At 39.9% G+C, this 15,392-nt stretch carries 14 protein-coding genes; 12 read left to right on the top strand and 2 right to left on the bottom strand.

Translation table 11 applies throughout. The features are described from left to right. The first annotated feature begins 2 nt into the window (after window positions 1-2). The 12 genes from B0B05_RS00525 (at window position 3) to B0B05_RS00470 (ending at window position 12,562) form a co-directional block, all read left to right on the top strand. Window positions 3-296, top strand: coding sequence for a GIY-YIG nuclease family protein (locus B0B05_RS00525; RefSeq protein WP_076781418.1), 294 nt, complete (start codon window positions 3-5; stop codon window positions 294-296). Between the two features lie 96 nt (window positions 297-392). Continuing rightward, window positions 393-1,751: a UDP-N-acetylmuramate--L-alanine ligase gene (murC, locus tag B0B05_RS00520; protein WP_076781417.1), complete on the top strand. Its 1,359-nt coding sequence runs from the start codon at window positions 393-395 to the stop codon at window positions 1,749-1,751. A gap of 249 nt (window positions 1,752-2,000) precedes the next feature. Then, the gene (locus B0B05_RS00515) at window positions 2,001-2,378 is read left to right on the top strand and encodes a GxxExxY protein (RefSeq protein WP_076781415.1); all 378 of its coding nucleotides are present in this window, start codon (window positions 2,001-2,003) and stop codon (window positions 2,376-2,378) included. A gap of 90 nt (window positions 2,379-2,468) precedes the next feature. Then, a complete protein-coding gene (locus B0B05_RS00510) occupies window positions 2,469-3,467 on the top strand; it encodes a cell division protein FtsQ/DivIB (protein ID WP_076781412.1) in 999 nt (332 codons plus the stop codon). A 20-nt stretch (window positions 3,468-3,487) separates the two neighbouring features. Next, complete coding sequence (ftsA, locus tag B0B05_RS00505) at window positions 3,488-4,864, top strand: cell division protein FtsA (protein WP_076781410.1); 1,377 nt, start codon at window positions 3,488-3,490, stop codon at window positions 4,862-4,864. A 96-nt stretch (window positions 4,865-4,960) separates the two neighbouring features. Next, entirely contained in the window at window positions 4,961-6,844 is a 1,884-nt protein-coding gene (ftsZ, locus tag B0B05_RS00500) for a cell division protein FtsZ (protein WP_076781408.1), read from the top strand. A 72-nt stretch (window positions 6,845-6,916) separates the two neighbouring features. Next, window positions 6,917-7,363, top strand: coding sequence for a GatB/YqeY domain-containing protein (locus B0B05_RS00495; RefSeq protein ID WP_076781406.1), 447 nt, complete (start codon window positions 6,917-6,919; stop codon window positions 7,361-7,363). A gap of 282 nt (window positions 7,364-7,645) precedes the next feature. Next, on the top strand, window positions 7,646-8,056 hold the full coding sequence (locus B0B05_RS00490) for a BrxA/BrxB family bacilliredoxin (protein ID WP_076781405.1): 411 nt from the start codon (window positions 7,646-7,648) through the stop codon (window positions 8,054-8,056). 104 nt (window positions 8,057-8,160) lie between these two features. Further along, window positions 8,161-9,099, top strand: a complete 939-nt coding sequence (locus tag B0B05_RS00485; RefSeq protein WP_076781403.1) for a ribose-phosphate pyrophosphokinase — start codon at window positions 8,161-8,163, stop codon at window positions 9,097-9,099. Window positions 9,100-9,145: 46 nt separating this feature from the next. Then, window positions 9,146-9,769 (top strand): 50S ribosomal protein L25/general stress protein Ctc, encoded by a 624-nt coding sequence (locus B0B05_RS00480; protein WP_076781402.1) that lies wholly within the window; start codon window positions 9,146-9,148, stop codon window positions 9,767-9,769. Window positions 9,770-9,858: 89 nt separating this feature from the next. Beyond that, window positions 9,859-11,376 (top strand): GH3 auxin-responsive promoter family protein, encoded by a 1,518-nt coding sequence (locus B0B05_RS00475; RefSeq protein WP_076781401.1) that lies wholly within the window; start codon window positions 9,859-9,861, stop codon window positions 11,374-11,376. A 22-nt stretch (window positions 11,377-11,398) separates the two neighbouring features. Then, on the top strand, window positions 11,399-12,562 hold the full coding sequence (locus tag B0B05_RS00470) for a thioredoxin family protein (protein ID WP_076781400.1): 1,164 nt from the start codon (window positions 11,399-11,401) through the stop codon (window positions 12,560-12,562). Window positions 12,563-12,646: 84 nt separating this feature from the next. On the opposite strand, the gene B0B05_RS00465 is transcribed toward B0B05_RS00470, so the two are convergent. Next, complete coding sequence (locus tag B0B05_RS00465; protein WP_076781398.1) at window positions 12,647-14,296, bottom strand: DNA repair protein RecN; 1,650 nt, start codon at window positions 14,294-14,296, stop codon at window positions 12,647-12,649. An 87-nt stretch (window positions 14,297-14,383) separates the two neighbouring features. Next, window positions 14,384-15,289 carry a type IX secretion system protein PorD gene (gene porD / locus B0B05_RS00460; RefSeq protein ID WP_076781527.1) on the bottom strand — a complete coding sequence of 302 codons (906 nt, stop codon included), beginning with the start codon at window positions 15,287-15,289 and terminating at the stop codon, window positions 14,384-14,386. Window positions 15,290-15,392 lie beyond the last annotated feature (103 nt).

The following is a 15,392-nucleotide window of genomic DNA, read 5'->3' as shown; positions in this document are numbered from 1 at the left end:
TAATGAAATTATACTATGTATATATTGTAAAATGTTCGGACAATTCCTATTATACAGGAGTTACTAATGACTTGGAAAGTAGAATTAATGAGCATAATGACGGATTAAATCCAGAAAGTTATACATATAAGAGAAGACCAGTAGAATTAGTTTTTCATTATGAGTTTAATGATATTAATCAAGCAATTGATTTTGAAAAACAAGTGAAAGGATGGAGTAGAAAAAAGAAAGAAGCAATCATTAATGATAAATGGGATTTGTTGCCAGGATTATCAAAAAATGAAATGAAAGATTGAAGGGCTTCGACAAGCTCAGCCTGACAACGTCCAGATTAAAATTTAGTATTAGAAATGTTATCCTGAACTTGAGAAAGGATTTATACAATAAAGAAAATGAGCATCTTAAATAAATATCAAAACTTCTACTTCGTCGGAATCGGCGGGATTGGGATGAGTGCGCTGGCGAGATATTTTCACGCCAATGGCAAAAATGTTTTGGGATATGACAGGACACCTACAAAACTGACAGCCCAGCTTGGTTTTGAAGGTCTTGATATTTCGTTTGAAGATGTCATTGATGAAAAAATTGTGGCACTGGACAAAGAGTCAACATTGGTGATTTATACGCCGGCCATCAAAAAATTAGGAATCCTGGATTACTTCGCCAGCGAAAGTTTTGAAATCCTGAAACGAGCTAAAGTCCTTGGCCTCATCACAGAACATACAGATTGTATCGCTGTTGCAGGAACGCACGGGAAAACCACAACTTCAACTTTGATAGCGCATCTGTGCAAAGAAGCTAATCTTCCTTCGTCTGCATTTTTAGGTGGGATTTCGGAGAATTTCAAATCTAATTTTGATTACAATGGCAATCAGTATTCTGTGGTAGAAGCGGATGAATATGACAGAAGTTTCCTCAATCTTTCGCCGGATTGGGCAGTTGTAACTTCTATTGATGCCGACCATTTGGATATTTACGGAGACAGGTTGCATATAGAAGAAGGTTTCCGCCAGTTTGCGGCTTTGGTTCCTGTTGATAACCACTTATTTGTAAGAAAAGGGATTGCGATAGGAAGAGAGCACAGAACTTATGCAGTGAATGAAGAAGCAAATTATTATTCCGATAATCTTAGGATGGATCACGATAAAATCTATTTTGACTTTCATACGCCCACACAGGAAGTTGATGATTTTGTCTGGGAAATCCCGGGGATCCATAATGTGGAGAATGCAACGGTAGCGCTGGCAATCCTAAGCAATCTGGGAGTTGATTTCGATACTCTGAAAAAGGGAATTGCCAGTTTCAAGGGCATTAAGAGAAGATATACAAAGCATTTTTTCGATAACGGGAAAATCTATATCGATGATTATGCGCACCATCCTACGGAACTGAATGCCGTTATCGGATCGGTAAAAACATTTTACCCGAACAAGAAGCTGTTGGTTGTTTTCCAGCCGCATTTGTTCAGCAGAACAAGGGATTTTGCTGAGGATTTTGCCAGAAGTTTAGAAAAAGCAGATGAACTGCTGTTATTGGATATTTACCCTGCAAGAGAACTTCAGGAGAATTTTCCGGGCATTACATCCGCTTGGTTGGCAGAGAAAATTAATCTCGAAAATAAAGAAGTCTGCACATTGCAACAGGCTTTCGAAAAGATAAAAGAAAAAGATTTTGACATTGTATTAACGGTAGGCGCCGGAAACATCGATACATTGTACGACCCGATTATGGAATGGCTGCCGAGTGTTTAGTTTTAACGCTAGGTTCGCAAGAAAAATTTATAAATATTGAAAATATTTATAGAACGCAGAGGCGTTTCACTCAGCAAGTGAAAATTGAAAAAAATTGAAATTAGATTATTTAAACTTTTAATAATTAATAAAAAGACATATCGAATTATAAAACAGGGAATCATTTGCTGAGCAATGCGCCTTTGCGAACGAAAATATCCAGTAATGATGTAAAAACCCTAAGCGTCCGTTGCGTTAAAAAAAGTAATAATGACAGAAAATGAAATTTCAAGTATTGTATTTGATGTAGGAATGAAAATTCATCGCAAGCTTGGAGTTGGTCTTTACGAAAATGTTTATGAAGAATGTTTGGCTTACGAACTAAAAGAAAGAGGATTGATTGTCGAAAGACAAAAAGATATTAAAATTAAGTATGAAAATTTGATAATAGAAAAAGCATTTAGAGTTGATTTACTAATTGAAAACAAATTAATTATAGAAATAAAAGCAGTTCCAGAAATTAATGATTATCATTTTTTCCAGATATTAAATTATTTGAGATTAACAGAATTAAGGTTAGGAATGATTTTAAACTTCCATTCAGCATTATTCAAAAATGGAGTAAAGAGAGTTGTAAATAAGTTATAAATATTAGCTGAGCAAAGCGCCTTTGCAAACGAGAATAACCAGCATTAATGTAAAAAAATCTTAGCGTCCGTTGCGTTAAAAATAAAAGTAATGAAAAACAAGTGGAGAATATTGAAGATACTCGTAACAGTCATCCTTTTTGGGTTTCTGCTCAGTTTCTCGTTGAAGCGTTTCAACAACGCCAGGATGGAGAACGTGTCTATCAATATGAACCAGGGCAAAACACCGGTTTACTTCATTGATGAAAAAGACATCAAGGATCTGGTGAAGCAATACAACCCAACCAAGAAAATCGGGGATGTGAAAATCCCGGAACTGGAGACGAAAATAAACGAAAATCCATTTGTAGACAGTGCTAATGTTTTTATGAACCTCAATGGAAACCTTAATATTGATATCAAACAGCGTGTGCCGGTTTTCAGATTGAGCAAAAAAGGGAAAGATTTTTATGTGGATGAGAAAGGTGTAGAATTTCCAATCTCGAAGAATTTCTCTTATCCGTGCATGCTGGTAATGGGTGATGTTGAAGCTTCGGAATATCAGGAACTGGGGCGGTTGATTGAGAAAATCGATAAAGATGACTTTTGCAAAAAATATTTCATCGGGATTAAGAAAGAAAAAGGAGGCTACAACCTTTTGACCAGCGACGGGCATTTCAAAGTAGAATTGGGAGATCTGGAAAATATTGATTTTAAGGTACAGGGATTCAAGACCTTTGTAGAAAAATACCTGGTTTACCAGAATCCGCAGAAGTACAAAAAGGTTTCGGTAAAATATAACAATCAGATTGTTACCACGCTGAATCCTTATTTCAAAGATAATGACAGCATGCTCCGCAATGCACCAAAGATCGAAATTGTAAAAACGGAGGAGAAACCCGTGCAACTGCTGGCGGCAACACCGGTAAAAACGGAAGCAACACCGGAACCGAAGAAAGAAGCGAAAAAAGCGGACGTGAAAAAGGAATCTACAAAGCCAAAAACAACAGAAAAGAAGTCTCCGCCAAAAAAATCTACGGAAAAGAAAAAGGAAACCTCTTCCAAACCGTCTTCTGATAAAAAGAAAAAAGCAAAAGTAATAGTAGAATAAAAAATCAAATCGAGCATATAATGGAAAATCAAGAGTATTCAGTAGGTCTGGACATTGGGACGACTAAGATTGTCGCCATTGTCGGCAGACGTAACGCTCACGGTAAAATAGAAATCCTGGGCGTTGGGAAGGCTAAAAGTCTTGGTGTTCACAAAGGAATCGTGAACAACATTTCCCAAACCATCAATTCCATCAAAACTGCAGTTGCAGAAGCGCAATCCAGCGCGGGCGTTCCTATTCACAAGGTAACTGTAGGAATTGCAGGAAAACATATCCGTTCTCTCCAACATTCGGATTATATAATGAGAGAGCATCCGGATAGATACATCACAGAAGATGATATCGAAAAACTAAAAGACCAGGTAAAGAAATTGGTAATGTTGCCAGGAGAAGAAATTATCCACGTTTTGCCGCAGGAATACAAAGTAGATTCCGAAGGCGAAATCCAGGAACCAGTCGGGATGCACGGCAAACGGTTAGAAGCCAATTTCCACGTTGTTGTGGGACAGATGGGTTCTATCAGAAATATTGCAAGATGCGTTCGAGAAGCAGGTCTTGAGATGGAAGCTTTGACATTGGAACCTTTGGCATCGTCTGAAGCGGTTCTTACAAAAGAAGAAAAAGAAGCTGGTGTTGCAATTGTTGATATAGGTGGCGGGACTACAGATATCGCAATTTTCAAAGACAACATCATTCGTCATACTTGCGTGATTCCTTACGGTGGCGGGATTATCACCGATGATATTAAGGAAGGATGTTCCATCATCGAGAAACATGCAGAACAACTGAAAGTGAAGTTCGGTTCCTCTGTTCCGGAATTGGAAAAAGACAGCACTTACGTGACAATCCCGGGGTTACACGGCCGTCCGGACAAAGAGATTTCGTTGAAAGTTTTGGCTCAGATCATCAATGCAAGGGTTGAAGAAATCCTGGAAATGGTGAATACAGAGCTGAAAGCTTATGGTGCTTTCGAACAAAAGAAAAAACTGATCGCCGGTATTGTATTGACAGGTGGCGGTTCCAATTTGAGAAACCTTCGTCAGTTGGCCAATTATACAACTGGTTTTGACAGCAGAATTGGTTTCGCAAACGAATACGTGGCCAACGATAAAAATCAGTATCTTAAAGGGCCGGAATTTGCGACATCCATTGGATTGTTAATGGAAAGCCTTAAGATCAGGGATAAAAAAATTCTTCCCACAGAAGAGGAGGTTATAGAGCAGGCAGTTGCCAAGGCTGAAAAAACAGAGAAACCTGCTGCAGAAGCAGAACCTAGCCAGCCTCAGGCAACCGAAGAAGTGGTAAAGCCAAAAGAAGTTGCCAGAAGAAACAAACCAACTTTTGGGCAATCGATTTTAGATAAAGTGAAGAAATTTTTTGAAGAAGTAGAAGAGTAAATATCAATGATTAATTGTTAAATCGTTGAACTGTAAAACTTAATAATTAGCAATTTTACAAATTAACGAATCAATAAAACAAAAAAACATACCAGTATGGACAATATAACTAATACACAAGGATTTTCCTTTGACCTACCAAAAGGGAATTCTGCCATCATCAAAGTAATTGGTGTTGGCGGCGGCGGTAACAACGCCTTGAAGCACATGTACGAGAAAGGGATTTATGGAGTAGACTTCGTTATTTGCAATACCGATGCGCAAACATTAGACAACAACCCTGTTTCCAACAAAGTCCAGTTGGGCATCTCCATGACCGAAGGTTTGGGTGCCGGCGCTGATCCTGAAGTGGGCGAGAAAGCGGCCATCGAAAGCATTGATGATATCAAAGCGGCCATGGGACAGAATACCAAAATGGTTTTTATCACTGCCGGGATGGGCGGTGGAACCGGTACCGGTGCTGCGCCTGTAATTGCTAAGGTGGCAAAAGAAATGGGCATTCTAACAGTTGGGATTGTAACCGTACCTTTTAGTTTTGAAGGTAAAAGAAGATTGGACCAGGCAGAATTAGGATTAGATAAATTAAGAAATAACGTGGACTCGCTTATTGTTATCAACAATGATAAGCTGAGACAGCAGTTTGGGAATCTAGGTTTCAAGCAGGGATTTTCCAAAGCTGATGAAGTTTTGACCAATGCTGCAAAAGGGATGGCAGAGGTAATTACCGGTTATTTTGATGTTAATATTGACTTCCGTGATGCCAAATCTGTTTTGGCAAATTCCGGAACAGCGTTGATGTCAACCGGTGTGGCAACTGGCGAGAAAAAAGCGGAAGAAGCTGTGAAAAAAGCATTGGATTCTCCATTGTTGAATGACAACAAAATCACTGGTGCCAAGAATGTTCTTTTGCTCATCAGAAGTGGTGTTTCCGAAGTTACGATGGACGAAATCGGCGTCATTATGGACTATATCCAGAAAGAAGCCGGGAATACAGCTGATATTATTTTTGGAGTTGGAACAGATGAAGAACTGGGCGATGCAGTTAGCGTTTTGGTAATTGCTACCGGTTTTTCCAATGATAATAAAAAACATTCTGGCATAACAGAAACCATCAAGTATTCTTTAGATGACAGGCCAAGCCCATCCTCGCATAGAGAGTCACCATTCAAAAGCAGGATTCAGGAAGAATCAAAACCGGAAGCGACAGGCGGGAAAAATTTTTTTCGCTTAGAGGATGAGGATGACTTCGGGACTTCTAATTTCCCCACTAATTCTGTTGCTGAGAGCCTTGTAGAAGAGCCAAAAACCGAGATCAAAATTATCGAAAATGAAGAAATCCAGGATTTCTCAAATGATTATAATTCAAAAAACGAAAAGCACGAATACAATCTTTTCAATTTCGAAGAAGAGAGCTATGATGATGTTGATCTGGAAGCGCAATCTTTTACTTTTGAGGTAGAGGATAAACCCAAAGTTTCCTTCAAAGAAGAAGTAGAAGAAAAACCTTTGGAAGTAACTTTTACCATCAATGAACCGGTTGTGGAAGAAGAATTCCCTGTAATCGAAAAGCAGGTTATTGCCGACATCCCAACGCCGCGTGAAGAAATCAGTCACGAGATTGCCGAAGAAAAATTGGAAGAGCCTCGCAGATTTTCTTTCGCTGCAGAAACTAAAGAAGAAGTTGTAGAAGAGAAGCAGTCAGAACCGGCTCAGGAAACAGAAAGCGGATTCACTTTCTTTAACAAAACACCAGATGCCTCAAAAGCGATGGAAAGAAGAAACAAGCTGAAAGAATTCAATTCCCGTTACCAGCAGTTGGATAATGAGAATGTTTTCGAGACAGTTCCGGCTTTCAAGAGAAAAAATATCAATATCGACGGCTCCAATGCATCCGACCAGAACATCAACACCTATCTGTCTGATAATAATGGGAGTATGCAGCTAAGGGAAAACCGTTTTCTTAATAAAGATGTAGATTAATCTAGTTGATAGTTTTAGGTTGATAGAGTTTTGCACTAACAACCATCAACCATCAACTATTAAAATAAAAAAATGAGTTTAGAAAATACAATAAGCGATGCGATAAAAACCGCAATGCGTGAAAAAGACAGAGTGGCTCTGGATTCTCTCCGAGCTGTGAAATCACAGATCCTTTTGCTGAAAACCGAAGCAAAAGGCGCAGAAGTTTCTGCAGAACAGGAGATTGCTATTCTGCAAAGAATGATCAAGCAGAGAAAAGACTCTTTTGAGCAGTTTACCGCTCAGGGGAGAACTGATCTTGCTGAGGTAGAAGAAGCTCAGATGAAAGTCATAGAGCAGTTTTTGCCAAAACAACTTTCTGCTGAAGAACTGGAATCAGAAGTCAAAAAAATCATTTCTGAAGTTAAAGCAGAATCTATTAAAGACCTCGGAAAAGTAATGGGCGTAGCTTCCAAAGCACTCGCTGGCAAATCAGACGGAAAGAGTATTTCCGCCATGGTTAAACAGTTGCTTTCCTAAATTGTCAGAAGTGGGAAGTCAGATGACGGAAGTTAAATTATGGCGCACTATTTTTAAACTTCCCGCATTTATCACCCAACTTCTGACCTCAAAAAAAGGATATACTCTATTTGCATATCGATTTGATTAAGACTCTGGATCTTCGGACCCGGAGTTTTTTTGTGAAGTTGCATCATAGATTTTCGGAATGATTTTAATAGAATGATTTATCGTTGAGACAAAATTTTTATTTAGTAAATTTGCATCTCAACATAAAGTATAACATTTTATAAACACATTAATATGTATCCAGCAGATTTAGTATTGCCAATGAAGGCAGAACTTACAGATAAAGGCTTTGAAGATCTTACAACACCGGCACAGGTGGATGAAGCTCTTAAGCAGAGCGGCACAACATTATTGGTTATCAATTCCGTATGCGGATGTGCTGCCGGTGCAGCGAGACCGGGAGTTGTCTATTCTTTGACGGGCGACAAAAAACCGGATCATCTGGTAACTGCGTTTGCAGGTTTTGACACAGATGCCGTTGCCGAGGCAAGAAGGTTGTTGGCTCCATTCCCGCCAAGCTCGCCATGTGTGGCACTTTTTAAGGATGGTGAGTTGGTTCACATGTTGGAGAGACACCACATAGAGGGCAACCCGGCTGGTGCCATTGCTGCAAACCTACAGGCCGCTTACGACGAATACTGTTAAACAGAACTAAACCAAAATAATTTTATTTTGGTTTTTTTTATCTATAAACCTGAAAATCAATTTTCAGATTTTTCATTATTTTTTAAATTTGCAAAAAAGTAAAAATGTCAGATCAAGCAAGTTATTTGTTTTCTACCAGAACCAGCCACGAGTTGGCCGAAAAAATTGCTCAGCATTATGGGCAGCCATTAGGGAAAATTAATTTTCAGCATTTCAGCGACGGTGAGTTTGAGCCCGTACTGGAGCAGTCTGTAAGAGGAGCAAGGGTTTTTCTCATTGCATCTACGTTTCCGCCAGCTGATAACCTGTTGGAGCTGCTACTAATGATTGATGCTGCCAAAAGGGCATCAGCAAAAAACATTACCGTAGTTATCCCTTACTACGGATTGGCAAGACAGGACAGGAAAGACAAACCAAGAGCGCCAATTGGTGCCAAATTGGTTGCCAACCTCCTTACTGCAGCCGGTGCAACCAGGATTATGACCATGGATTTGCACGCAGATCAGATTCAGGGCTTCTTCGAGATTCCGGTAGATCATCTTTATGCCTCCACTATATTTATCGATTATATCCGCTCGCTACATCTGGATAACCTTACCATTGCTTCCCCGGATATGGGCGGTGCAAAACGGGCAAAAAATTATGCCGGCCACTTGGGCGCAGACGTTGTAATTGCCTACAAGGAAAGGAAAAAAGCCAACGTGGTAGAGGAGATGTTTCTGATAGGAGATGTTACAGATAAAAACGTGATACTGATAGATGATATGATAGACACCGCAGGAACACTTTGCAAAGCGGCAGATATCCTGATGGAAAAAGGGGCCAAATCTGTAAGAGCCATGGCCACACACGGTGTATTATCCGGCAAAGCCTATGAGAATATAGAAAAATCCCAGTTGTTGGAAGTAATTGTTACTGATTCTATCCCGTTAAAAGAAGGTTTGTCTTCTAAAATCAAAGTTTTATCATGCGCAAGGTTGTTCTCTGATGTGATGAAAATGGTTCATGAGCACAAATCTATCAGCGAGAAGTTTATTATTTAAAAAAAATTAATATCTTTGCAGCCTCAAATTTATATTTTATAATAAAATGAAATCTATTACAATTCAAGGTACAAAAAGAGAAAGCGTGGGCAAAAAGTCTACAAAAGCTTTACGTGATGCTGAATTAGTTCCTTGTGTTGTTTACGGAGGTGCAGAACCATTGAGTTTTTCTACAGAAGAAAAATCTTTCAAAAATTTGGTTTACACTCCTGAAGCACACACGGTATCTATTGAGGTTGACGGACAAACCATTCCTGCTGTTCTTCAGGATATCCAGTTTCACCCAATTACAGACAGAATCCTGCACGTGGATTTCTATCAATTATCAGAAGACAAACCGGTAATTATGGAAGTTCCTGTAAGAATCATTGGTCGTGCAAAAGGTGTTGTTGCCGGTGGTGTTCTTAGACAATCATTCAGAAAACTGAAAGTTAAAGCAATTCCTGCAAACTTGCCGGATGAGATCGTTGTGGATGTTACACCTCTTAAAATTGGAAACAAACTTTATGTAGAGGCTCTTAAAAATGACTCTTACATTTTTATGCATCCTGATAATGCTGTTGTTGCAGCTGTTAAGATGTCTAGAAATGCAATGAAAGGCGGTGCTGCTGCAGACGATGATGATGAAGAGCACACAGAACACGCTTCTGAAGAGGCTTCAGCTGAATAATCAAACTTAACTTAAGTACTATATAAGACATTTCATTTCGAAATGTCTTTTTTTATTCTGCAACGCAAAATTTGTTATATTTGTGCATAATGGCAACAAAAGCACTTTTTAATACATTGGTCAATTGGTTTATACGTCAGCGCATAGATCAGATAGAACATTTTATAAAATATCCTGTCGAGACCCAGGAAGGGCTTTTGTTCTCACAGCTCTTCCACGCAGAAGAGACCGAATATGGGCAGAAGTACGGCTTCAGCGCCATATCCAATTACCGCGACTTTCAAAAAAAAGTACCTATCGTCTGTTACGAAGATTTTGAGCCGTACATAGAAAAGGCCAGGCAGGGTTGTAAAGATGTCTTCTGGCCGGGGCTGATTAAGCAATTTGCAAAATCATCCGGTACTACAAATGCCAAAAGCAAATTTATCCCAATCAGTGCAGAAAGCCTAGAAGATTGCCATTACAAGGCCGGTAAAGACATGGTGTCTATCTATGTCAATAATCATCCCGAGAGCGAGCTTTTTCAGCATAAAAACCTCAGATTGGGCGGCAGCGCTGAGATGTATCAGGACTTCAATACAAAATTTGGAGATCTGTCGGCCATTTTGATAGAGAATTTGCCGTTCTGGGTAGAGATTATCAATACACCGAATAAAAAAATCTCTCTAATGTCCGAATGGGAAAGTAAAATGAGAGCTATTATCTCCGAAGTGCGGCATGATGATGTAGGCAGCCTTACAGGTGTTCCCAGCTGGATGATGGTGCTATTGCAGCGTACACTGCAGGAGACCGGCAGAAGCAATATTGCGGAACTGTGGCCTAATCTGGAAGTATTCTTCCATGGCGGGATCAGTTTTAAACCTTATAAAAACCAGTACAAAGAGCTCATCGGCAAAGAGATCCGCTATTACGAGATTTACAACGCCTCAGAAGGCTTTTTTGGGATACAGGATCAGTCGGGGAGCGATGAGATGCTCTTGATGTTGGATTATGGTATTTTTTACGAATTTATTCCGATGGATAAGTTCTTCTCTGGCGTGCAGGAGGCCATCCCGATTTCCGAAGTTGAGCTAGATAAAAATTATGCCGTGGTCATCACTACCAATGGCGGTTTGTGGCGCTATCTTGTGGGTGATACGGTCAAGTTTACATCCATTAATCCTTTCCGGATAAAAATTACCGGCAGGACCAAGCATTACATCAATGCCTTTGGCGAAGAACTGATGATCGACAATGTAGAGACAGCTCTTAAGCAGACCTGCGAGAAGCTGAATGCCAATATCTCTGACTATACCGGAGCGCCGGTTTTTATGACCAGTGACAAAAAAGGTTGCCACGAGTGGATTTTCGAGTTTACCCGCAAGCCTGCCAATATTGAGGAGTTTACGGATATATTTGATACAGCACTTAAGTGCCTTAATTCCGATTACGAAGCCAAACGATACAATGATATTACGCTTCGCCGGCCTGTTGTGCATGTGGCAAAACCCAACCTTTTCTATGAGTGGATGGCAAGCCGCGGTAAATTGGGCGGGCAAAATAAAGTGCCTCGCCTAAGCAACGACCGCCAGTATATTGATCCGTTGCTAGAACTTAATAGACCATAATCAAATTACAGAATTAATTATAATGAAAAAAATACTTCCTGCACTGCTTCTTTTGGTTTCCTTGTTATCCTTTTCTCAGGGAATCACTTTTGAAAACTCTGATTTCAAGACGACGCTTGCCAAGGCAAAAGCAGAAAAAAAATTGATCTTCCTGGATGCTTTTACATCCTGGTGCGGGCCATGTAAACTGATGGCTAAAAATATTTTTACAAAGCCGGCCGTCGGCGAATTTTACAACAGCCATTTTGTAAATGCCAAAATCGACATGGAGAAAGGCGAAGGGATTGAGTTGGCAAAGAAATTCAATGTTAAAGTTTATCCAACCTATTTATTTATAGACGGCAATGGTGAGGTGGTTCACAGGACAATAGGCTATGTTGAAGAAAAAGATTTTCTGCAGTTTGCAAAGGATGCAGAAGATCCCAACAGAAGGCTGGGTGCGCTGAAAAAACAGTTTGAAGAAGGTGAGAATAATCCTGATTTTCTAAAAAACCTGGCAAGTCTTACCGTTTATACGGAGCCCGACTATACAGTTAAGGTATTAGAGCAATACTTTCCGCAAAAATCAAATCTGGATAATGAAGATGTTGATTTGCTGTTATCTGTACTTAAAAACTCAGATTCGCCACTGTATAGTGTCTTTGTCGATAAAAAAAATGATATTGTAAAAGCTTTTACAGAAGCAGGTTATAGTAAGATAGACAAAAGTCTCAAACTAAATAGTATTGCCGTAAAGGCTTACAATAAAGAGACAGATAGTTATAATGACAATTACTTTCTCACCGAAGCAGAAAAGGTTACAGGCAAAGAGGAAGCTCAAAAATACCTTCTTTCTCAGAAAGTAAATTCAGCTTTTAAAAGAAAAGACATGGCAACCTATGAGAAGCTGATGCTGGAGCTCTACAAAGATTACACATCGGCATCTTCTGTTACGCTTAATTCAGCAGCATGGAACTTTTTTGAAAATGTCAATACAAAAACCTCTTTGGAAACGGCCGTACTTTGGGCACAGGAATCCGTGAAGAAAGATGAACATTATGCCAATACCGATACATTGGCAAATCTTTACAATAAGTTGGGGAAGAAGAATGAGGCTAAAGTTTGGGCACAAAAATCGATCGAACTGGCAAAAAAGTCTGGGCAGGATTATGAAGATACCCAAAAACTTTTGGACGGCCTGAAATAAGAAAATGTTCTAGAGATTAATAGAAACGGGCTTTAGCCCGTTTTTCTTATTTGAAATTATCAGGAGAAAAGTCTAATCGCTGATCTATCCAATTAATTCCTTCGCCTGAGAAATGGCGGCATCGGTAATTTTGGATCCGGAAATCAGCTGGGCAATCTCGTTAAGTTTTTCAGCGTCGGAAAGCTTGATAATGGTCGTCTTGGTAATGGCATTTTCATCATATTTTACGACCTTGTAGTTGTCATTGCCTTTTGCTGCAACCTGCGCCAGGTGTGTGATGACAATTAACTGTAAGTCTTGTGCCATCTCCTGCATCAGTTTTCCCATTTCTTCCGCAATTCTTCCGGAGACACCAGTGTCTATCTCATCCAGGATCAACGTTGGCAAGGCATTATTCTCCGCCATTATTTTTTTGATGGCCAGCATCACCCTGGATCTTTCTCCACCCGAAACAGCACTCTGGATGGGTTTTAACGGGAAGCCGGCATTAGCTTGAAACAAGATCTGAATATGATTCTTGCCAAACTGGTTGTAGGACGATGAATCCGAAAGATCGATTTTTAGAATAGCCTTCTCAAGCCCAAGTTTTTGGAATATTTCGCGGGCTTTACTTTCCAGCTTTTCGGAAAATTGCGCTCTCTTTTTTGTTAACTTTTGGCTGTAAGATTCCAGGTCAGAGGCCAGAGATACTACCTGTTTTTCTTTTTCTGATATTTGATTTTCAATATTTTCTACAGAATGTTGGCTGGCAGATAGATCATCGCGTATGGCAATCAGAGAAGGGACATCATCTACCTGATGTTTCAGAAAAAGTGCATTAACTCTATTGATAACCATCAATAACTCTTGCAAAGCAGTAGGATTAATCTCGATATTTTCGGATTGGCTTTCCAGGTCTGTGCTGATATCTTTAATTTCCAGATAGGCAGTTTCCAGGCGGCGACTGAGCTCTTCATATTCCGGGGAAAGTTCCTGGAGCTTAGCAATCTTACTTTTTACATCAGACAGATTCGTAAGGATGCCAAACTCTTCCGCCGTTAATTTTGAAATGGACTGTGCTAGTAATTCGCTGATTTGATCGGCATTTTCCTGTGTCTTGAGCTGTTGCTGGAGATTTTCGAAATCCAGGTTGTCAAGATCCGCTTCTGTCAGCTCCGCAAGCAGAAAGTTTTTATAATCAGCTTCGCGGTTAATGTCAAGAAGCGAAGCTTGCAGGTCAACAATCTCTTTCCGAGTCCGCTGGTAGTCATTGTATGTTGCCTGATAAGCATTCAGGATATCAGCATTTTTTGCCATACCGTCCAGGATCCCGAATTGGAATTCTTCGGTAAAAAGATTGGAGGTCTCAAACTGAGAATGGATGTCAATCAGCTGAGAAGCCAATTGCTTAAGAATATCCAGTGTCACCGGCACATCATTGATAAATGCCCGGGACTTGCCACCAGGTTGTATCTCGCGCCGGATGATGGTTTGTGGTTCAAAATCCAGGTCGTGAGCATCAAAAAACAGGCGCATATTGTCACTAATGACAAACTCACTTTCTACAACACTTTTAGCATCTGCTTTAGCAAAAGATTTAGCATCTGCCCGCTCACCCATAATCAGGCGCAATGCACCAAGGATGATGGATTTTCCGGCACCTGTTTCCCCTGTGATGACTTGTAGGCCATTCTTGAGATCAATCTCGAGTTTATCGATAAGTGCAAAATTCTGTATAAATATTCTTGAAAGCATGACTATTAAATAGAGCGAAACTCAGATATGAAATATAAGGTTTGTTGCCTGGTTGTCAGTTATATATGGAGGTTATTTGAGTATTGGCTACTTCCACTTGTCCCATTTTGTATCAATATCTTTGGGAGAAAAGGTGCTCATCATCGTTTTCAGCTCACTGATATTAACTGATGCGTTGTTCCCGGTATTGAATATATTGAAGATCTCGTTACTTTTGGTTTCTATAAAGACATTAAAAGGATAATTCATCTGGAAATTATTCTCATAAAACTTGAGCTGCAAAAGTGATTCTGCAATAATTTTCTTCGCCGGGTTCTGGTCCTGTTTAGACAGGTTATCAAGCCCTGATCTGTGATAGCTGTAGTAGACCGTGCGCAATGTAGAAGCGTTCTCGTTCTGTAGTCCGTTGATAAGTGCGCCGCGGTTTCTTTGGCTTTCGATTTGGTTCCAGCCACTGTAGTTTTGGTTTTGGGCATTCTGAGCTATTTTCAAGGCTTTATCAAACCAAGGCTGTCCGCCCTTCAGCTGGAAACTGTCACCGTCATAACCCAGGATGACATAGATGTAGAAGCTAATGACATCAATAAGGTTTTTGCCGGAGAACTGCCGCTCGTTAAAAACCAGATTTTCGTTTTCATTATATTCAAAAGAGAAATTGGTATCATTGATGTTCATCAGTGGCGACTCGTACTGCGAGTTGAAAACCGGCCTTGTGGCCTGCACTACCAGCGTACCCTTGAAGCTGTTGTTGCCGTTACGCTCTGAGATGACGATGGCAAAATTCGATTTGATTTTTTCGAAATTCTGAAGTTTTTTGCCCGTCCAGCTGGTATTGTTGATAAAATCCCTCAGCGATTTCTCCAGCGTCCGGAAAACTTGCGTATTACTGCCGGCAATCTGCTGGCTGTTGATCTGCACATTGGCCAGCAACTCCTGTGAAAAAGCCGTCTGTGCAAAAAGAAGCGTACAAATTATATAAAGTAGTTTTTTCATTCTGATAAAAATGTCTGTAAATTTAAGTAAAACTTTATCAATACTTACCATATCGACGTAACCGAAACAGGATCTCAAATTAGAACGTGAAAGACGGGCTTTT

It is taken from the genome of Epilithonimonas bovis DSM 19482 (genome assembly GCF_900108115.1).
Taxonomy (GTDB): Bacteria; Bacteroidota; Bacteroidia; order Flavobacteriales; family Weeksellaceae; genus Epilithonimonas; species Epilithonimonas bovis.
The sequence above is the reverse complement of the archived record's forward strand: the minus strand, read 5'-3'. Positions and strand labels throughout refer to the sequence as shown.

What these genes read in the sequence shown, in the direction of transcription:
- B0B05_RS00470 (WP_076781400.1), top strand. Translation starts at nt 11,399, where the DNA reads ATGAAAAAAATACTTCCTGCACTGCTTCTTTTGGTTTCCTTGTTATCC.
- B0B05_RS00465 (WP_076781398.1), bottom strand. Translation starts at nt 14,296, where the DNA reads ATGCTTTCAAGAATATTTATACAGAATTTTGCACTTATCGATAAACTC.
- B0B05_RS00515 (WP_076781415.1), top strand. Translation starts at nt 2,001, where the DNA reads ATGACAGAAAATGAAATTTCAAGTATTGTATTTGATGTAGGAATGAAA.
- B0B05_RS00510 (WP_076781412.1), top strand. Translation starts at nt 2,469, where the DNA reads ATGAAAAACAAGTGGAGAATATTGAAGATACTCGTAACAGTCATCCTT.
- B0B05_RS00480 (WP_076781402.1), top strand. Translation starts at nt 9,146, where the DNA reads ATGAAATCTATTACAATTCAAGGTACAAAAAGAGAAAGCGTGGGCAAA.
- murC (WP_076781417.1), top strand. Translation starts at nt 393, where the DNA reads ATGAGCATCTTAAATAAATATCAAAACTTCTACTTCGTCGGAATCGGC.
- porD (WP_076781527.1), bottom strand. Translation starts at nt 15,289, where the DNA reads ATGAAAAAACTACTTTATATAATTTGTACGCTTCTTTTTGCACAGACG.
- B0B05_RS00485 (WP_076781403.1), top strand. Translation starts at nt 8,161, where the DNA reads ATGTCAGATCAAGCAAGTTATTTGTTTTCTACCAGAACCAGCCACGAG.
- ftsZ (WP_076781408.1), top strand. Translation starts at nt 4,961, where the DNA reads ATGGACAATATAACTAATACACAAGGATTTTCCTTTGACCTACCAAAA.
- B0B05_RS00490 (WP_076781405.1), top strand. Translation starts at nt 7,646, where the DNA reads ATGTATCCAGCAGATTTAGTATTGCCAATGAAGGCAGAACTTACAGAT.
- B0B05_RS00525 (WP_076781418.1), top strand. Translation starts at nt 3, where the DNA reads ATGAAATTATACTATGTATATATTGTAAAATGTTCGGACAATTCCTAT.
- B0B05_RS00475 (WP_076781401.1), top strand. Translation starts at nt 9,859, where the DNA reads ATGGCAACAAAAGCACTTTTTAATACATTGGTCAATTGGTTTATACGT.
- B0B05_RS00495 (WP_076781406.1), top strand. Translation starts at nt 6,917, where the DNA reads ATGAGTTTAGAAAATACAATAAGCGATGCGATAAAAACCGCAATGCGT.
- ftsA (WP_076781410.1), top strand. Translation starts at nt 3,488, where the DNA reads ATGGAAAATCAAGAGTATTCAGTAGGTCTGGACATTGGGACGACTAAG.